Annotated in this window: 18 protein-coding genes and 1 pseudogene; 16 read left to right on the forward strand and 3 right to left on the reverse strand. The window is 67.4% G+C overall.

The window, feature by feature from the left end; genetic code table 11:
* On the forward strand, positions 1–930 hold the full coding sequence (pdxS, locus tag AC59JP_RS05115) for a pyridoxal 5'-phosphate synthase lyase subunit PdxS (RefSeq protein ID WP_497324527.1): 930 nt from the start codon (positions 1–3) through the stop codon (positions 928–930).
* Here pdxS and AC59JP_RS05120 read toward each other — a convergent pair whose 3' ends face one another.
* Complete coding sequence (locus tag AC59JP_RS05120) at positions 931–1,551, reverse strand: nucleoside/nucleotide kinase family protein (protein WP_497324528.1); 621 nt, start codon at positions 1,549–1,551, stop codon at positions 931–933.
* 60 nt (positions 1,552–1,611) lie between these two features.
* Here AC59JP_RS05120 and AC59JP_RS05125 point away from each other — a divergent pair, with 60 nt between their 5' ends.
* The 12 genes and pseudogenes from AC59JP_RS05125 to AC59JP_RS05180 form a co-directional block, all read left to right on the forward strand.
* A complete protein-coding gene (locus AC59JP_RS05125; RefSeq protein ID WP_497324529.1) occupies positions 1,612–2,439 on the forward strand; it encodes an acyl-CoA thioesterase in 828 nt (275 codons plus the stop codon).
* Complete coding sequence (gene pdxT / locus AC59JP_RS05130) at positions 2,436–3,041, forward strand: pyridoxal 5'-phosphate synthase glutaminase subunit PdxT (RefSeq protein WP_497324530.1); 606 nt, start codon at positions 2,436–2,438, stop codon at positions 3,039–3,041. Before AC59JP_RS05125 ends, pdxT begins: the two co-directional genes overlap by 4 nt.
* 44 nt (positions 3,042–3,085) lie before the next feature.
* A complete protein-coding gene (locus AC59JP_RS05135) occupies positions 3,086–3,841 on the forward strand; it encodes a YebC/PmpR family DNA-binding transcriptional regulator (protein ID WP_497324531.1) in 756 nt (251 codons plus the stop codon).
* 115 nt (positions 3,842–3,956) lie between these two features.
* On the forward strand, positions 3,957–4,529 hold the full coding sequence (gene ruvC, locus AC59JP_RS05140; RefSeq protein WP_497324883.1) for a crossover junction endodeoxyribonuclease RuvC: 573 nt from the start codon (positions 3,957–3,959) through the stop codon (positions 4,527–4,529).
* Positions 4,526–5,131 carry a Holliday junction branch migration protein RuvA gene (gene ruvA / locus AC59JP_RS05145; protein WP_497324532.1) on the forward strand — a complete coding sequence of 202 codons (606 nt, stop codon included), beginning with the start codon at positions 4,526–4,528 and terminating at the stop codon, positions 5,129–5,131. The genes ruvC and ruvA overlap by 4 nt, the downstream gene beginning before the upstream one ends.
* Positions 5,128–6,201: a Holliday junction branch migration DNA helicase RuvB gene (gene ruvB, locus AC59JP_RS05150; RefSeq protein WP_497324533.1), complete on the forward strand. Its 1,074-nt coding sequence runs from the start codon at positions 5,128–5,130 to the stop codon at positions 6,199–6,201. Before ruvA ends, ruvB begins: the two co-directional genes overlap by 4 nt.
* 74 nt (positions 6,202–6,275) lie before the next feature.
* Entirely contained in the window at positions 6,276–6,638 is a 363-nt protein-coding gene (gene yajC / locus AC59JP_RS05155) for a preprotein translocase subunit YajC (protein ID WP_497324534.1), read from the forward strand.
* Between the two features lie 153 nt (positions 6,639–6,791).
* Positions 6,792–8,582 carry a protein translocase subunit SecD gene (gene secD / locus AC59JP_RS05160; protein WP_497324535.1) on the forward strand — a complete coding sequence of 597 codons (1,791 nt, stop codon included), beginning with the start codon at positions 6,792–6,794 and terminating at the stop codon, positions 8,580–8,582.
* 2 nt (positions 8,583–8,584) lie between these two features.
* Positions 8,585–9,769 carry a protein translocase subunit SecF gene (secF, locus tag AC59JP_RS05165; protein ID WP_497324536.1) on the forward strand — a complete coding sequence of 395 codons (1,185 nt, stop codon included), beginning with the start codon at positions 8,585–8,587 and terminating at the stop codon, positions 9,767–9,769.
* 2 nt (positions 9,770–9,771) lie between these two features.
* Positions 9,772–11,466 (forward strand): ABC transporter substrate-binding protein, encoded by a 1,695-nt coding sequence (locus AC59JP_RS05170; RefSeq protein ID WP_497324537.1) that lies wholly within the window; start codon positions 9,772–9,774, stop codon positions 11,464–11,466.
* Complete coding sequence (locus tag AC59JP_RS05175; protein WP_497324538.1) at positions 11,463–11,993, forward strand: adenine phosphoribosyltransferase; 531 nt, start codon at positions 11,463–11,465, stop codon at positions 11,991–11,993. The genes AC59JP_RS05170 and AC59JP_RS05175 overlap by 4 nt, the downstream gene beginning before the upstream one ends.
* A 195-nt stretch (positions 11,994–12,188) precedes the next feature.
* Positions 12,189–14,444: pseudogene (locus tag AC59JP_RS05180) on the forward strand (RelA/SpoT family protein); the annotation flags it as partial.
* Positions 14,445–14,531: 87 nt separating this feature from the next.
* Here the strand turns inward: AC59JP_RS05180 and AC59JP_RS05185 are convergent.
* Positions 14,532–15,401: a peptidylprolyl isomerase gene (locus AC59JP_RS05185; protein ID WP_497324539.1), complete on the reverse strand. Its 870-nt coding sequence runs from the start codon at positions 15,399–15,401 to the stop codon at positions 14,532–14,534.
* Positions 15,402–15,627: 226 nt separating this feature from the next.
* Here AC59JP_RS05185 and AC59JP_RS05190 point away from each other — a divergent pair, with 226 nt between their 5' ends.
* From AC59JP_RS05190 to AC59JP_RS05200, 3 genes are read left to right on the forward strand one after another with little or no spacing between them, the layout of a single operon-like run.
* On the forward strand, positions 15,628–16,299 hold the full coding sequence (locus AC59JP_RS05190) for an MBL fold metallo-hydrolase (RefSeq protein WP_497324540.1): 672 nt from the start codon (positions 15,628–15,630) through the stop codon (positions 16,297–16,299).
* Entirely contained in the window at positions 16,296–17,576 is a 1,281-nt protein-coding gene (gene hisS / locus AC59JP_RS05195; protein ID WP_497324542.1) for a histidine--tRNA ligase, read from the forward strand. The genes AC59JP_RS05190 and hisS overlap by 4 nt, the downstream gene beginning before the upstream one ends.
* Positions 17,563–18,192, forward strand: a complete 630-nt coding sequence (locus tag AC59JP_RS05200) for a hypothetical protein (RefSeq protein ID WP_497324544.1) — start codon at positions 17,563–17,565, stop codon at positions 18,190–18,192. Before hisS ends, AC59JP_RS05200 begins: the two co-directional genes overlap by 14 nt.
* On the opposite strand, the gene AC59JP_RS05205 is transcribed toward AC59JP_RS05200, so the two are convergent.
* Complete coding sequence (locus AC59JP_RS05205) at positions 18,182–18,853, reverse strand: TetR/AcrR family transcriptional regulator (RefSeq protein WP_497324545.1); 672 nt, start codon at positions 18,851–18,853, stop codon at positions 18,182–18,184. The two genes, AC59JP_RS05200 and AC59JP_RS05205, sit on opposite strands and share 11 nt — an antisense overlap.
* Positions 18,854–18,906 lie beyond the last annotated feature (53 nt).

The following is an 18,906-nucleotide window of genomic DNA, read 5'->3' on the forward strand; positions in this document are numbered from 1 at the left end:
ATGTCTCTGCATCAGTTTCAGTCGACACTAGGAGTTTCAGTCGTGACCACCGCCACAGGTACCGCTCGCGTCAAGCGCGGAATGGCCGAAATGCTCAAGGGCGGCGTCATCATGGACGTCGTCACCGCCGAGCAGGCCAAGATCGCCGAGCAGGCCGGCGCCGTCGCCGTCATGGCACTCGAGCGTGTTCCCGCCGACATCCGCGCTCAGGGCGGCGTCTCGCGCATGAGCGATCCGGACATGATCGAGAGCATCAAGACGTCCGTGACCATTCCGGTGATGGCCAAGGCTCGTATCGGTCACTTCGTCGAGGCGCAGATCCTGCAGAGCCTCGGGGTGGACTACATCGACGAGTCCGAGGTGCTCACACCCGCCGATTACGCCAACCACATCGACAAGTGGAAGTTCACCGTTCCCTTCGTCTGTGGAGCGACCGGACTGGGCGAGGCGCTGCGTCGAATCACCGAGGGCGCGGGCATGATTCGCTCCAAGGGCGAGGCCGGCACCGGCGACGTCTCGAACGCCACGACGCACATGCGCACCATCCGCGACGAGATCCGTCGCCTCACCTCCATGCCGGAGGACGAGTTGTTCGTCGCCGCAAAAGAACTGCAGGCACCCTACGATCTCGTCGTCGAGATCGCGCAGGCCGGCAAGCTCCCGGTGACCCTGTTCACCGCGGGTGGCATCGCCACCCCCGCCGACGCCGCGATGATGATGCAGCTCGGTGCAGAAGGGGTGTTCGTCGGCTCGGGAATCTTCAAGTCCGGCAACCCCGAACAGCGTGCGGCCGCCATCGTGAAGGCCACCACGTTCTACGACGACCCGGACGTGCTCGCGAAGGTCTCGCGCGGCCTCGGCGAAGCCATGGTCGGCATCAACGTCGACGAGATCCCGCAGCCGCACCGCCTGGCCGAGCGCGGCTGGTAGTCATCGGTCGATCACCTCGGCCAGCGCAGGCCGGTCGGGGTGATCCCACCGCACCGTGAAGTCGGCCGGCTCGGACGTCTCGGCGGCGTGATCGAACAGTGGTGGGATGGACCACGCACGATCCTCGGGTGTCTTTCGGCGCACAGCACTTTCGCTCATCAGCAACCGCACCGTCACGTCGAAGTGCAGGCCGCGTCCGAGCAGCATCGGTCCGGCCACGACGATCACGGCCTTCTCGCCCGCGGAACGCACCGGGACGCGCGGTGATCGATCCTTCTCCTCGTCCCACAGCGCCGGCAGCCACTCGCCTCGCTGCCGGACGGCAGTGACCACCTCGCGGTCGAGTGCGGAATAGTCGAACCACGATGTGCGATAGGACAATTCGTCCGTTCTGCCGTGCTCGAGTCGTATCGAGGCAGGCCGCACGAAGTCGTGCAGTGACACCACGGCCGCGTCGCCTCCGTCGGCCCGAAGAACGTCGACGAGTTTCCGACCGAACGCGGTGGGATCGGCGGCGTCGGGACCGTCGACCGCGACCACCCGCCGTCCCGTCGCGTCCCGCACCGATCGAGCGATCAGAGCGAGAAGTGCGTCGACACCGACGGGGGAGAACTGAGGCACACGTCGATTCTGCCTTTTCTGTGTGGTTGCTAGCCTGACCCGGACACGAATGAGGTGAGCATGGCCGGCATCGAAGAGATTCTCGAGCTCGAGCGGATCGAGAACGACATCTACCGCGGTAAGACGATCCCGACGAACCTGATACGCACGTTCGGCGGCCAGGTGGCCGGGCAGTCCCTGGTGTCCGCCGTGCACACCGTCGACGAGAAGTTTCGGGTGCACTCGCTGCACGGCTACTTCCTGCGCCCCGGAAAGCCCACGGAGCCCACCGTGTTCATCGTCGATCGGGTGCGTGACGGTCGCTCGTTCGCCACCCGTCGAGTCACCGGCTTGCAGGACGGCAAGGCCATCTTCACCATGTCCGCCTCGTTCCACGTGCAGGACGAGGGCATCGTGCACCAGGACACCATGCCCACCGTGCCGCAACCGGAGGAGCTGCGTGACCCGGCGACCGACCCCGAGATCTCGCAGAAGTCGTTCTACAAGGAATGGGACCGCTGGGACGTTCGGCTCGTTCCCGAGGACAAGCTGACCAGAAATCACAATTTCGCTGCGCAGCAAAGAGTGTGGATCAGATACCGCGATCCGCTGCCCGACAGTCAGGTGTTCCATGTGTGCGCGCTCGCCTACATGTCGGACATGACCCTTCTCGGATCGGCCAAGGTGCCGCACCGGGACGTGGCGACGCAGACGGCGTCGCTCGACCATGCGCTGTGGTTCATGCGCCCCTTCCGAGCGGACGAATGGCTTCTGTACGACCAGACCTCGCCCTCCGCCGGTTTCGGTCGCGCCCTCACCCAGGGCCGAATCTTCGACCGGGACGGCAACATGGTTGCTGCGGTGACCCAGGAGGGTCTGATGCGCATCGATCGGAACGCGACGACGTGAGCGCGCCGCTCGTCGGCGTCCTCGCACTGCAGGGTGATGTCCGCGAGCACCTCGCGGCACTGAGCGAGTGCGGAGTGCGCGCCATCGGGGTGCGTCGCCCCTCCGAACTCGACGCGGTCGACGGATTGGTTCTTCCCGGCGGTGAGTCCACCACGATCGGCAACCTTCTCTCGGTGTTCGACCTGCTCGACCCGCTGCGCACTCGCATCGCAGGCGGGTTGCCGGTGTTCGGATCGTGCGCGGGAATGATCCTGCTGGCGGGGGAGATTCTCGACACCCGTCCCGACGCGGTACACCTGGACGCACTCGACATCACCGTGCGGCGCAACGCATTCGGACGCCAGGTCGACTCGTTCGAAACCGACCTCGACGTGCGAGACGTCGACGGCGGCCCGGTGCGTGCCGTCTTCATCCGTGCGCCCTGGGTCGAGCGGACCGGACCGGACGTCGAGGTACTCGCTGCGGTGTCGGGCGGGCCGGCCGACGGCCGGATCGTCGCGGTGCGACAGGGACCGGCGCTGGCCACCTCGTTCCACCCCGAAGTCACCGGCGACCTGCGGATACATCGCCTGTTTGCCGAGATGGTGCGCGAACGCGCGTAAACTCATCGCAATTCGCTTCACCGATCAGAAAGGGGCCTGCGCGTATGAGCGGCCACTCAAAATGGGCCACGACCAAGCACAAGAAGGCGGTCATCGACGCTCGTCGCGGCAAGTCCTTCGCGAAGCTGGTCAAGAACATCGAGGTCGCGGCGCGTACCGGTGGCGGCGATCCCACCGGCAACCCCACCTTGTACGACGCCATTCAGAAGGCCAAGAAGACGTCGGTGCCCAACGACAACATCGAGCGCGCGCGCAAGCGCGGCGCCGGTGAAGAGGCGGGCGGCGCCGACTGGCAGACCATCATGTACGAGGGTTACGGGCCCAACGGCGTGGCCGTGCTCATCGAATGCCTCACAGACAACCGCAATCGTGCGGCCGGTGAAGTGCGCGTCGCGATGACGCGCAACGGCGGCAACATGGCCGATCCCGGATCGGTGTCCTACCTCTTCTCCCGCAAGGGCGTCGTCACGCTCGAGAAGAACGGTCAGTCCGAGGACGACGTCCTGATGGCGGTTCTCGATGCCGGCGCCGAAGAAGTGACCGACCTGGGGGACAGCTTCGAGATCGTCAGCGAACCGACCGACCTCGTCGCCGTGCGTACCGCGTTGCAGGAAGCGGGGATCGACTACGACTCCGCGGAAGCGAGCTTCCAGGCGTCGGTCAGCGTGCCCGTCGACGTCGACGGTGCGCGCAAGGTGTTCAAGCTCATCGACGCGCTCGAGGACAGCGACGACGTGCAGAACGTGTGGTCCAACGTGGAGCTCTCCGACGACGTCATGGCTGCGTTGAACGAGGACTGAGTCGCCGAACGAGGACTGACTCACCGGGCGAGCCTCACCGTTCGTGCGCGCCCTCGTCTATATGCTCTCGAACAACAGTTCGTAAGGCGGCAGGGTGGGACGGGAGCAGAGCAGCGTGCGGGTGATGGGTGTCGATCCAGGTCTGACGCGGTGCGGGCTCAGTCTCGTCGAGGGCGGTTCCGGCCGCACCGTCACCGCGTTGGACGTCGACGTGATTCGCACGCCGGCCGATCTCGACCTCGCTCGCCGCCTACTGATCATCTCCGAAGCCGCGGAGTACTGGCTCGACACACATCAACCGACCGTCGTGGCCGTCGAGCGCGTGTTCTCCCAGCACAACGTGCGGACCGCGATGGGCACGGCGCAAGCGGGCGGTGTGATCGCCCTCGCCGCGGCGCGGCGCGGGATCACCGTCGCGTTCCACACACCCAGCGAGGTGAAGGCCGCGGTCACCGGAAACGGCAGCGCCGACAAGTCTCAGGTCACCGCCATGGTCACCCGCATCCTGCGGATGCAGCAGGCGCCGACACCGGCCGACGCCGCCGACGCGCTCGCGCTGGCCATCTGTCATTGCTGGCGGGCGCCGATGATGGCACGGATGGCGCAGGCGGAAGCGCTTGCGGCAGAACAGAAGCGGCGATACGAGGCCAAACTGAAAGAGCAGCGGAAAGCGGGTGCCAAACGATGATCTCCTCGATCCGCGGTGAGGTGCTCGACATCGCACTCGATCACGTCGTGATCGAAGCGGCCGGAGTCGGATACCGGCTCAACGCGACGCCGTCCACGCTCGCGGGCCTCACGCGCGGCGCCGACACCCGCTTGGTGACAGCGATGATCGTCCGCGAGGACTCGATGACGCTGTACGGCTTCGCCGATTCGGAGCAGCGCGATCTGTTCGGCTTGTTGCAGACCGTGTCCGGGGTCGGGCCCAGGCTGGCGATGGCGATTCTCGCTGTGTTGGAACCGGATTCGCTGCGCGCAGCATTGGCGGACGGCAATGTCGTCGCGCTCACCCGAGTGCCGGGTATCGGCAAGCGCGGGGCCGAGCGGTTGGTGGTGGAACTGCGAGACAAGGTGCACGCCGTCGCATCCGCCGGATCGCCGACCCGAACCGCCGCGGTGGCCGGTGGGGCCTCGGTCCGAGATCAGGTCAGCGAAGCACTTGTCGGCCTCGGATTCTCGCTGAAGCAGGCCGAGGAGACCGTCGACGCAGTTCTCGCGGCCGATCCGGACGCCACCACGTCGGTGACGCTGCGCACGGCCCTGTCGAGTCTGGGCAAATCACGATGACGAGCGATCCCGAAGAATCGCCGGTCACGGCCGAGTTCGTCGCCGACGACGCGGACCTCGACGCGAGTCTGCGCCCGAAGTCGCTCGACGACTTCATCGGGCAACCGCGTGTGCGCGAACAACTTCAGTTGGTGCTCACCGGCGCCAAGATGCGCGGCGGCACCCCCGATCACATTCTGCTGTCGGGACCTCCGGGCCTCGGCAAGACGTCGATGGCCATGATCATCGCCGGTGAACTCGGCACCGCTCTGCGTCTGACGTCCGGTCCCGCCCTCGAACGAGCCGGCGACCTGGCCGCGATGCTGAGCAACCTCGTCGAAGGTGACGTGCTGTTCATCGACGAGATTCACCGGATCGCGCGTCCGGCCGAGGAGATGCTGTACCTGGCGATGGAGGACTTCCGGGTCGACGTCGTCGTCGGCAAGGGCCCGGGCGCCACCTCCATCCCTCTCGAGGTGGCCCCGTTCACGCTGGTGGGAGCCACCACCCGGTCCGGCGCACTCACCGGTCCGCTGCGCGACCGCTTCGGCTTCACCGCGCACATGGACTTCTACGACCCACCCGAGCTCGAACGCATTCTCACCCGATCGGCCGGCATCCTCGGGGTGCGGATCACCGCCGACGCGGCCGTCGAGATCGCGGGTCGCTCCCGCGGGACACCGCGCATCGCGAACCGATTGCTGCGACGGGTGCGTGACTACGCCGACGTGCGGGCCGACGGCGTGGTGACGCTGGAGGTCGCGCAGGCGGCACTCGCGGTCTACGACGTCGACGAGCTCGGGCTCGACCGGCTGGACCGCGCCGTGCTCGGAGCGCTCGTGCGCAGTTTCGGCGGGGGACCGGTCGGCGTGTCGACTCTGGCCGTGGCGGTCGGCGAGGAGCCGGCAACAGTCGAAGAGGTGTGCGAGCCGTTTCTGGTGCGCGCGGGAATGGTGGCACGAACCCCACGTGGACGCGTCGCCACGGCTGCCGCGTGGAAGCAGTTGGGCCTCGTGCCGCCCCCCGATCTGACCGTCGGCGGGATCACTGTGCGATCCAACGAGCCCGCCCGAACGCTCTTCGACGAATGATCGCGGTTCCCGGCGATCCGGGCAGATGGCACACTGGTCCGAACCCACCCGATGAATTCGAGGACTGATTTTCCATGGAATTGCTGTTCCCGCTCCTGATTCTCGCACTGCTCGTACCCATGTTCCTGGGCATCCGCCGGCAGAAGAAGGAACTCGCGAAGACGACCGAGTTGCAGGATTCGCTCCAGATCGGCGATCGCGTTCTGACCACCTCGGGCCTGCACGCCACCATCGAGGATCTCGACGAGACCACCGTGGACCTCGAGATCGCGCCGGGCATCATCACCACCTGGTCGCGTGCCGTCGTTCGTGACGTGCTGGTGGACGAGGAATACGAGGACGACGAGTACGAGGACGACGAAGCGTCCACGACGGTCTCCGACCCCGTCGTCGAGGAGAGCCCCGAGCAGACTCAGGCGCGCCTGACCAAGGACTGACACGCGAGAAGTACGACAAACCTCGCGCGCACCGCTGCCCGGGCGTCCTGGGCGGCGGTGCTTTTCCATGGGGAGGGTACGGTCGACCGTGCTTTGTCCGCCCCATAGCTCGCGTTCCGAACCCTTTCGAGACCTGTAGGAGATCGACACACCGTGGCACCTTCCAGCGGATCCACGTATCCGGTGCGCGCTCTGGCGCTGTTCGCAGTGCTGGTCGCCGTCGTCTACGGACTCGTCTTCCTCACCGGTGACAAGTCCCCGACCCCCAAGTTGGGTATCGATCTGCAGGGCGGCACCCGGGTGACGCTCACCGCGCGTACCCCCGACGGGAGCGCGCCCAGCCAGGACAGCCTGCGCCAGGCGCAGCAGATCATCGAGACGCGCGTGAACGGCCTCGGTGTGTCCGGCTCCGAGGTCGTCATCGACGGCGACAACCTGGTCATCACGGTGCCCGGTGACGACAGCTCGCAGGCGCGCACCCTCGGCCAGACGGCCCGGCTCTACATCCGCCCGGTTCTGACGACGCAGGCACCGTCCGTGGCCGGACAGACCCCATCCGCAACCGACCCGTCGGGGCAGACGCCGGCGACCGGTGATCCGGCACCTCCGGCTGCCCCGGCGCAGGATCCCGCCTCCACGGCGCCTCAAAACACGGTGCCTCAGAACCGCCCGTTCCCCGCTCAGGATCCGACGGCGCCGGCCGATCCCACGACCCCGGCTGCTACGACGGCGCCGGCCGATTCGACAGCGCCCAGCGCACCGGTGGACGGTCAGTCCGCAGGGACCGAGCCCGGTGACGCTCCCGCCGAATCCACGGCCGGCGAGACCGCCGACGCCATTGCCGCCGCCAAGGCGCTGCGTCAGAGCACGGACCCGAGCATCCAGCAGCAGGCGATGGCGACCATCGACTGCAACGCGCCGGACCCGTTGCAGGGCAACGACGACCCGGCTCTGCCGCTGGTCACCTGCTCGTCCGACGGCACCGCCGTGTACGTGCTCGAACCGTCCATCATCGACGGACAGCAGATCGCGGACGCGAGCTCGCAGTTCGACACCCAGCAGTCGCGCAACGTCGTCTCGCTGAGTTTCGACACCAGCGGCGGCGACACCTGGGCGCAGTTCACCTCCGCCAACATCGGCAAGCAGGCCGCCTTCACCCTCGACTCCAAGGTGGTCAGCGCGCCCGTCATTCAGGGTGCGACGCCGTCCGGAAGCGCCACGCAGATCACCGGTAACTTCACCGCAGACAGTGCGCGCGAACTGGCGAACACCCTGAAGTACGGTTCGCTGCCCCTGTCGTTCGCGGCGTCCGAGGCCGAAACCGTCTCCGCGACACTGGGTCTCGCGTCGCTGCAGGCCGGTCTGATCGCCGGCGCCATCGGATTTGCCCTGGTGCTTCTGTACTGCCTGCTCTACTACCGGATGCTCGGCATCCTCACCGCGCTCTCGCTGATCCTGTCGCTGGTGGCGATCTACGGAATCCTCGTGCTGCTGGGTCGGTGGATCGATTTCACGCTCGACCTGGCCGGCATCGCGGGCATCATCATCGGCATCGGTATGACGGCCGACTCGTTCGTCGTCTTCTTCGAGCGCATCAAGGACGAGATGCGCGAGGGCCGCAGCTTCCGGTCCGCTGTGCCCCGCGGTTGGTCGCGGGCACGCCGAACCATCCTGTCCGGTAACGCGGTCAGCTTCATCGCTGCCGCGGTGTTGTACGCGCTCGCCGTCGGTCAGGTCCGCGGATTCGCGTTCACCCTCGGACTGTCGACTCTGCTCGACATCATCGTGGTCGTTCTCGTCACCTGGCCGCTCGTGAACATCGCGTCGCGCACCGACTTCTGGTCCAAGCCGTCCGTCAACGGGCTCGGGGCGGTCGCCGACATCGCCCGCGCACGCAAGCGTGCCGCGGCGGCCAAACTCGCCACCACGTCCAGGGAGGCATGATCATGGCCGACACCACCACGACCGACTCGCTCGATCCGGCGCAGGCAGAGGCGTCCAAGAGCTGGATCAGCCGCCTCTACACCGGTACCGGCGCTTTCGAGGTCATCGGCCGCAGGCGCTTCTACTACATCCTCACCGGCGTCATCGTGTTGATCGCGCTGCTCTCGATCGCGGTGCGAGGCTTCACGTTCGGCATCGACTTCGAAGGCGGTACGCGAGTTCAGTTTCCGGCCGCGGACAACGTGTCGACCAGCCAGGTCGAGACGGTGTACTCGCAGACACTGGGCCAGGACCCGGTGTCCGTGCAGACCGTCGGAAGCGGCGCCGGCGCCACCGTCCAGATCCGCTCGGAGGCGCTCGACCAAGGTCAGGCGAACGCGCTTCAGGCGGCCCTGTTCGACGCCTTCAAGCCGGTGAACAGCTCGGGAACCCAGACGGCCGACGCCATCAGCTTCACCGACGTCAGCGAGACGTGGGGTGGCCAGATCACCGAGAAGGCGCTCATCGCACTGGCGGTCTTCCTCGTCCTGGTCAGCATCTACATCGCGATCCGCTACGAGCGGGACATGGCCATTGCCGGTATCGCGGCGCTGTTCTTCGACATCCTCGTCACCGCCGGTGTCTATTCGCTGGTCGGGTTCGAGGTCACGCCGGCGACGGTCATCGGGCTGCTCACCATCCTGGGCTTCTCGCTGTACGACTCCGTCGTCGTCTTCGACAAGGTCGAGGAGAACACCCGCGGCATCCTGCACCTGAACCGCCGCACCTACGCCGAACAGGCGAACCTCGCGATCAACCAGACCCTCATGCGGTCGATCAACACGACGCTCATCTCGGTGCTCCCGGTGCTGGCGCTGATGATCGTGGCCGTGTGGCTGCTCGGCGTGGGCACGCTCAAGGATCTCGCACTGATTCAGCTGGTCGGCATCGTCGTCGGTGCCTACTCGTCGATCTTCTTCGCGACACCGCTCGTGGTCACGCTCAAGGAACGGTGGGGACCGGTCGCCGCGCACACCAAGAAGGTGCTCGCCCGCCGGTCCGCCGTCGACGGCGGAGCGCAGCGAGTTCCGGTGGCAGCCGGCTCCGCTGCCACCGCGACGACCGAATCCGAACCGGTGCGGGAAGCGGCTCGTGCGCCCGGCCCGGGTGCACGTCCGACCGGAAAGCGCGCCAAAAGGAGGCGCTGACGGTGCGTAGGACGGCTGCCCTCGCCGCTGTTGCGATCGTCGCGGGCGCGTCGTTGTCGGCGTGTTCGTCGCCGGAGGACAAGGTTCCGTCGATCGGTTACGCGATCGACAACACCATCACCACCTACAACGCCGGTACGACTGCCGGGTCGGTTTCCGGTGCGCCGCAGGCACTCTCACGGGTGCTCCCTGGGTTCACCTACCTCGGACCGGAGGGCGTCCCGCTCGCCGACACCGACATCGGCACGGCCGCAACCGTTCCCGGCGACACGCTCACCGTCGCGTACACGCTCTCACCCGCGTCGGTCTGGTCGGACGGCGTTCCTATGGGGTGCGAGGACCTCGTGCTCGCGTGGGCCGCACGAAACGGGAAGGCGCGTAACGCGGAGGGCGCACCGCTGTTCGACGCCGCGTCGACCGGCGGGTACGCGGACATCGATCGAATCGACTGCGCCACCGGCTCGAAGAACGCACTGGTCCACTTCGCGGCGGGACGCAACTACGTCGACTGGCGGTCCCTGTTCGGAGCCACCGCACTGATGCCGGCGCACGTCGCGAGCAGAGTCGCGAACGTGCCCGACCTCCCCGTCGCCGCAGCCCAGAACGACACCGCGTCGCTCGAGCGCGTCGCTCAGATGTGGAACACCGGGTGGAACCTGACGCCCGGCCAATTCGACCCCGCCGACTTCCCGTCCGCGGGCCCGTATCGGATCGAGTCGTACACCGCGGAGGACGGACTGGTCCTGGTCCCGAACGAAGCGTGGTGGGGGCGCGCGCCGGAAACCGAGCGCATCGTCGTCTGGCCCAACGGCACCGACATCGCCGCCAAGGTGTCCTCCTCCGACGTCGAAATCGTCGACTCGTCGGCGGGCGCCGCGTCGCCGTCGGGTTTCACCGACACCGTCGCGCCCGGGTGGGGCATCGAGCAACTGGTGTTCGCCACGAGCGGGGTGTTCCAGAACCCCGCCGCGCGCCGAGCCTTCGCGTCCTGCGTACCGCGTACTCAGCTCTTCGACGACGCCGGCAGTCCCGGTTACGACTCCGCGACGGCGGGCGGACGAGGATCCGGCGTCGTGGACAGCCGGGTCACCGTTCCCGGCTCGCTGGTCTATCCGACCGTCGCCGCGACGGCCGGCGACCGCTACCTCCAGCCCGACGCTGCCGCGGCGTCGGCAGGGTTCGCCGGTGCGGGCGTGCCGAATCCGACCGTGCGAATCGGATACCTCGCGCCGGACGACACCCGGCGCGGTCTCGTCGCCGCCATCGCGTCGGCCTGCCAGGCCGCGGGGGTCACCGTCGTCGACGCCGGGAGCGATCGATTCCAGCCCACCGACCTCGGTTCCGGCCAGGTCGACGCCATCCTCACCGGAACCGCCGGGCAGGCGGGCGCCACCGGATCCGCCCTCGGTGAGGCGGACCGTTTCGCACTGCGGACCGGGCAGGCCGTGAACTTCGGGCGGTACTCCAACGGCCGAATCGACGCCATCGTCGACCAGCTCGCGGTGGACGATTCCGACGCGACGCAAGCCGCGGTCGGAACCGAGGCGGAGAACATCCTCTGGAACGACATGCCGACGCTGCCGCTCTTCAACGCGCCCCGCAAGACGTCGACAGCCAGTGGCGTCGAGAACGTGATGTTCAACCCGACGACGGCCGGCACCGGCTGGAACATGGACAGATGGGTGCTCCTGCGATGACATCAGCTGCTGCCGAGCACGCGATCACGACCCTGACCCGCTGGGCGGACGACTTCCCGGAGAAGGGCGTCCGATTCGCAGACCTCACACCGGTCTTCGCCGACGCGGCGGGGTTGCGCGCGGTGATCGACGCGTTGGCGGAATCGGGCACGGAGGCCGACCTCGTCGCGGGCATCGACGCCCGCGGCTTCCTCCTCGGCGCGGGCGTCGCGCTGGCGCTCGGTACCGGCGTTCTGGCCGTGCGCAAGGCCGGCAAGCTGCCACCGCCGGTGCACAGCAGGTCGTACGACCTCGAATACGGCACGGCCACACTGGAAGTGCCTGCCGACACGATCGACCTCGCCGGCCGCCGCGTCCTCGTGGTCGACGACGTACTCGCGACCGGCGGCACGCTCGTCGCGGCCCGAGAACTGCTCACCGACTGCGGCGCCGACGTCGTGGGAGCGGCGGTCGTCCTCGAGATCGGAGCCCTGGACGGGCGTCGGCGATGGGGTTCGGGTGCGCTGGCCGCCCTCTCCGTGGTCTGAGGACTAAAGTCGACAGGTACACGGTCGACGCAGTGAGGCAGGGAGGTGACCCCAGTGACACGGTTCATCGGCGAGAACTCGCCGGATTCGGTTCCGACGGAGACCGATTCCGTACCCGAGACGGCCCAGCCCTCTCCTGCACCCACGGCAGCCCAGCCCCCTGTTGCCCCGGAAGAGGCCGTGACCACCACGTCCACCTCCGCGTCGCGGCGTGTACGCGCGCGTCTCGCCCGTCGCATGACGGCGCAGCGGAACACCACGGTCAAGCCCGTCCTCGAGCCACTGGTCGGCACACATCGTGAGCTGTACCCCAAGGCCGATCTGGCACTGCTCCAGCGCGCCTACGACGTTGCGGACGAGCGTCACGCGACGCAGATGCGGAAATCCGGCGACCCGTACATCACTCACCCGCTGGCCGTCGCCAACATCCTGGCCGAGCTGGGAATGGACACCACCACACTGGTCGCCGCGCTGCTCCACGACACCGTCGAGGACACCGGTTACTCGCTCGAACAGCTGCGCAGCGACTTCGGCGACGAGGTGGCGCACCTGGTCGACGGTGTCACCAAGCTGGACAAGGTCGTCCTCGGCACGGCCGCCGAGGGCGAGACCATCCGCAAGATGATCATCGCGATGGCCCGCGATCCGCGCGTGCTCGTGATCAAGGTCGCCGATCGCCTGCACAACATGCGCACGATGCGCTTTCTCCCGCCCGAGAAGCAGGCCCGCAAGGCCAAGGAAACACTCGAGGTCATCGCGCCGCTCGCACACCGTCTCGGCATGGCGACGGTCAAGTGGGAGCTCGAGGACCTCGCGTTCGCCATCCTGCATCCGAAGAAGTACGACGAGATCGTCCGGCTCGTGGCCGACCGCGCCCCGTCGCGTGACACCTACCTGGCCAAGGTCCGGGCACTCATCAATTCCGAGCTGGCCGCGTCGCGCATCGGCGCCGTGGTCGAAGGACGCCCCAAGCACTACTGGTCGATCTACCAGAAGATGATCGTCAAGGGCCGCGACTTCGACGACATCCACGACCTCGTCGGAGTCCGCATTCTCTGCGACGAGATTCGTGACTGTTACGCCGCGGTCGGCGTGGTGCACTCGCTGTGGCAGCCGATGGCCGGCCGGTTCAAGGACTACATCGCGCAGCCCCGATACGGGGTCTACCAGTCGCTGCACACGACGGTGGTCGGGCCGGAAGGCAAGCCGCTCGAGGTGCAGATTCGTACCCGCGACATGCACCGCACCGCGGAGTTCGGCATCGCCGCGCACTGGCGGTACAAGGAAACCCGCGGCAAGAACTCCTCGAAGTCCGACACCACCGAGCTCGACGACATGGCGTGGATGCGGCAACTCCTCGACTGGCAACGGGAAGCCGCCGACCCGGGGGAGTTCCTCGAGTCGCTGCGCTACGACCTCGCGGTCAAGGAGATCTTCGTCTTCACGCCCAAGGGTGACGTGGTGACGCTGCCCGCCGGATCGTGCCCCGTCGACTTCGCGTACGCGGTGCACACCGAGGTCGGTCACCGCTGCATCGGCGCACGCGTCAACGGTCGGCTCGTCGCGCTCGAACGCAAACTCGACAACGGCGAAGTGGTCGAGGTGTTCACCTCGAAGGCGCAGGGCGCCGGCCCGAGCCGCGACTGGCAGGGCTTCGTCGTCTCGCCGCGCGCGAAGACGAAGATCCGCCAGTGGTTCGCCAAGGAGCGCCGCGAGGAAGCACTCGAGGCCGGCAAGGACGCGATCGCCAAGGAAGTGCGCCGCGGCGGACTTCCCTTGCAGCGCTTGATGAATGCCGAGTCCATGTCGTCCATCGCGCACGAGCTGCGCTACGTCGACGTCTCCGCGCTGTACACCGCGGTGGGGGAGAACCACGTCTCGGCGCAGCACGTGGTGCAACGGCTGGTGGCCCATCTCGGAGGCGTCGGTGACGTCGAGGAGGAGCTGGCCGAGCGCTCTACGCCGTCGACCATCCCGACTCGCCCTCGCCGCGTCGGTGACGCCGGAGTGATGGTGTCGGGCGCCGACGGTGTGGTGGCCAAGCTGGCCAAGTGCTGCACACCGGTGCCCGGCGACGAGATCATGGGCTTCGTCACCCGCGGCGGGTCGGTGAGCGTGCACCGCACGGACTGCACCAACGCCAGCTCGCTGCATCTGCAGTCCGAACGCCTCATCGAGGTCGAATGGGCGCCGTCACCGTCGTCGGTGTTCCTGGTGGCCATTCAGATCGAGGCGCTGGACCGGCACCGTCTGCTCTCGGACGTCACGAAGGCGCTGGCCGACGAGAAGGTCAACATTCTGTCCGCCTCGGTCACCACGTCGGGTGACCGTGTGGCGATCAGCAAGTTCACCTTCGAGATGGGCGATCCCAAGCATCTCGGGCACGTGCTGAACGTCGTGCGCAACGTCGAGGGTGTGTACGACGTGTACCGGTTGACGTCGGCTGCGTAGATCCCGTCAGCCGGTGATCACGGCGAAAATGTTCGGTTTCGCGAGAATTCCGAACATTTCCACCGTGATCACGGCAAATCCGGCGAGCTACACGTCCAGCTGCACCGTGTTCAGCGTCGTGGCGAGCACCGGTGCGCCGTCCTGCGCGCCGCCCGTGACGCCGCCTGCGGCGATCTTGTCGAGCGTGGCCAGACCGGCCTCGTCGATCGTGCCGAAGACCGTGTAGTTGGGCGGCAACTGCGAATCGCCGAACACCAGGAAGAACTGGCTGCCGTTGGTGTCGGCACCGGCGTTGGCCATGGCGATGGTGCCGCGGGCGTAGGTGACCGGCTCCTGGAGGGCGGGGTCGCTCGACGCGTACTGGTCGGTGGGGAACTCGTTCGAGTACTGGTAGCCCGGTCCGCCGCTACCGGTGCCCGTCGGGTCGCCGCACTGCAGCACCTTCAGCGAATCGGCGGTCGTGAGGCGGTGGCACGGCGTGCCGTCGAAGTAGCCCTGGCCCGCGAGAGAGGCGAAGCTGTTCACCGTGCAGGGTGACTCGGTGGCGTTCAGCGACAGACCGATCGGCCCCTGCGAGGTGTCCATGCTGACGCTGACGTTGTCCTGGGCGGTGGGCACTCCGTCGGTCTGCGGCAGGTTGACCTGCTTGGCAGCGGTCCCACCCGGGGTATAGCTGCAGGTCACCGTCTCGGGCAGCGGCTGCGAGCGGCCCGCCGGCATCACGCCCGCCACCTGTGGTTCCGGCGCGGCCGAGGTGGCCGACGCGTCGGTGGACCCCGAGTCGCCACCGCGGGTCAATGTCACAGCGAGAACCACCGCGCCGACCAGGACGACCACGCCGACGACGGATCCTGCGACGGTCAGTTGCTTGCGCCGTTTGGCGCGTGCGGCGCGATTCGCGAGCTGGCGATCGAGCTTGCGCTTGGCTGCCTCACGTCGCTGTTCGTTGCTGGGCACTGCGGCGATCCTCTTTCTTCGTGACGAACGAACCCGTCGGAGCTCGGCTGACGCGCAAAGTGTGCCAGGCGAACCTGAGAGATCCCCGACCGGGCGAACCAGCCCGTTATGTCGGTGGCGCGGTGGGCACCCTAGGCTGGAGGTTCCAGCAATACAGTCGTCTCAGCAACACCAGTCGACTCACCAACACAGTCACCGCCCCCGCCCACTCGAGGAGTCCATCACCGTGCTCGTCACCGGATTCCCTGCCGGGATGTTCCAGACAAACTGTTACGTCCTCGCCCACGACGGAGCCGCCGAGTGTGTCGTCGTCGATCCGGGTCAGGAAGCCATGGCGCCGCTCGTCAACTTCTTGAACGAGTCGCAGCTCACCCCGGTTGCCGTTCTGCTCACCCACGGTCATCTCGACCACATGTGGGACGCGCAGCCTGTGTGCGACAAGTTCGGTATCCCGCTCCATGTGCATCCTGCCGATCGCTACATGCTGGTCGATCCCGGTTCGGCCATCGGTCCGGCGCTGGCTCCGTTCATCGGCGGCATGAGCTTCACCGAGCCCGAGACGGTGGTCGAGCTGACCGATCGCGAGTCGCTCGAGTTGGCCGGCATCAGCTTCGGCGTCGACCACACTCCGGGTCACACGCCGGGGTCGGTCGTGTTCCGCGTCGAGGTGGATTCGGAGAACTCCGTCGTCCTGTCGGGCGACACCCTGTTCGCCGGGTCGGTCGGCCGTTCGGACCTGCCCGGTGGCGACCACGAGCAGCTCCTCCGGTCCATCGAGGATCGGCTCCTGCCCCTCGCGGACAGCACGGTCGTGCTACCCGGACACGGCGGCACCACGTCCATCGGCGACGAGCGCGCGACGAACCCGTTCCTGGTGGGATTGGGCGGCGCACGATGAGCAAGGACCACGTGAGCAGTTTCGCCGCGCCTAAGGGCGTTCCCGACTACCTCCCGCCCGACTCCGCCGCGTTCGTCGCCGCGCGTGACGGCTTGGTGCGTGCTGCCCGTCTGGCCGGATACGGACACGTCGAGCTCCCGATCTTCGAGGACACCGGGCTGTTCGCCCGCGGCGTCGGTGAGTCGACGGACGTGGTGAGCAAGGAGATGTACACCTTCGCCGACCGCGGCGAGCGCAGCGTCACGCTGCGCCCCGAGGGCACCGCCGGTGTGATGCGAGCGGTGATCGAACACGGTCTGGACCGCGGCGCTCTCCCGGTGAAGCTTTCCTACAGCGGGCCCTTCTTCCGATACGAGCGCCCCCAGGCCGGGCGCTACCGGCAGCTCCAGCAGGTCGGTGTCGAAGCGATCGGTGTGGACGATCCCGCCCTGGACGCCGAGGTGATTTCGATCGCGGACAGCGGGTTCCGCAGTCTCGGCCTCACCGGGTTCCGCCTCGAGATCACCTCCCTCGGCGACGACACCTGCCGTCCCCAGTATCGAGAGTTGTTGCAGCAGTTCCTTTTCGGGCTCGATCTCGACGAGGAGACCCGTCGCCGCGCGGAGATCAACCCGCTGCGCGTTCTCGACGACAAGCGCCCGCACGTGCGTGAGATGACCGCCGACGCGCCCCTGATGCTCGATCACCTGTCCGCGCCGGCGAAGGAGCACTTCGACACCGTGCTCGAGCACCTGACGGCTCTGGGCATTCCATACGTGGTGAATCCGCGGATGGTCCGGGGTCTGGACTATTACACGAAGACCACGTTCGAGTTCGTCCACGACGGTCTCGGCGCGCAGTCGGGCATCGGCGGCGGTGGGCGGTACGACGGGCTGATGGCGCAGTTGGGCGGACAGCCGTTGTCCGGCATCGGTTTCGGGCTCGGCGTCGATCGTACGGTGCTCGCTCTGCAGGCCGAGGGCGTGAGCGTCGGCGACTCGAGCCGTTGCGACGTGTTCGGGGTGCCGATGGGCGACGAGGCGCTGCGCCGCTTGGCGGTCATTGCTCGCGACCTTCGCTCTGTCGGTGTGCGAACGGATCTCGCCTACGGAGGTCGCGGGGTGAAGGGCGCGATGAAGGCGGCCGATCGTTCGGGTGCCCGCATCGCCCTCGTTCTGGGTGAGCGAGATATCGAAGCCGACGAAATCGGTGTGAAGATCCTGGCGACGGGGGAGCAGGAGTCCGTCCCGCTCGGCGACGTACTCGCGCGCGTGGAGGCGATACTTGGCGCAGGGTGAGATCACCGATCTCGATCTGATTCCGCCGGAGCTGTTGGTTCCCCGGCTGCGCCGAGCTGCGGCCGCGGTGAGCGTCGTCGCCGTCGTTCTCGGTGCGGTGGTCGGATTGCTGGCGTCCTCCTTCATGCTGGGCGCCCTGGTCACCGTGATTCTCGCCGTCCCCCCGGTGTCGGTCGTTCTTCTCGTGGCTCGGCGCCACACGTGGATCGACGGCACCACGGTGCATCAGCGGTTTCGCGTGCGTCACCGCCGTGTCGATTTCGCGGAAGCGGTGTCGGTGGAAGTGGTGGTCCGCGCAGCCAAGGTGAGTCAGGTCCTGCTGCGGGTCAGCGACGGAAACGCGACCGTGACCGTGGCCCTGGCGCTCTACACCGTCAACGGGGGACGTGAGTTGCAGCCGATGGGCCTGCGATCGCTCGCGAACGCGTTGTCGTCGGCCGCGTTGGTTCCGGCCGCAGCAGCGGCGTCGGTGCTGATAAAGCAGTTGCGCGCCGAGGCGCGGGACGCGGGACTGGCCGAGCGTCCGTTGTACGCGGCGGTGACGATGGTGAAGAACGCAGGCCGTGAACAGGGGACCGTCCTGACGGACAAGGAAGTCGCCGAGCTCAGCGACTGATCGCGCCGAGCAGCGCCCGCGCCGGCTCCTCGAACTCGCCCGCAGGACCGGTCCACCCGAGTGCGCGTATCGCCGCATGGGCGATCGTCACCGCGGTCGTGGCCGGCGGTTCCCCGAAGTCCGAGCGCGTGTTGATCACCGATTCCACGAGCCTGAACGGCAGAGCCGCGGTGGCGCTGTCCGCCGGGTCCAACGTCTTCAGGGCCACCAGCGCGGCTTGGGAGAACTCGGCGTACAGATCCATCAAGTCGGTCCTCTGCGCGCGAAAGCGCTCGAACCTCACGTTCGCCAACTCCGGCAGGAAGTACAGAGCGCCGAGGTTCCAGCGAGAGTGGGCGAGCTGGCCGGCGTCGAACCACGCGAGCGTGTAGAGCCGCAGCACGGCGTCGTCGGTCAGCTCGCTCAACTCACGTGCGTGCGCGAGCGGTTCGTCGACGGTACCGACGAGGAGCGCGGCGAGAATGTCGTCCTTCGTTCCGAAGTGGTGATAGAGCGAGGCCTGACGAATTCCGACCGCGTCGGCGATGGCGCGGGTGGAGGTGTTGGTGAATCCCTGGGTGGTGAACAGTTCCGCTGCGGCGTCGAGAATTTCGTCCCGAGCGGTGGCTCCCGGTCGCTTGCGGGCTCCGAGACGTGGGCGACCGGCGCCGATCGAGGTCATGCCGGTCATTGTGTCAGGAGGTGAGAACTCGGTCACGGCGGCGACACGCGAGA

Source organism: Rhodococcus sp. 320_ES (assembly GCF_059691855.1).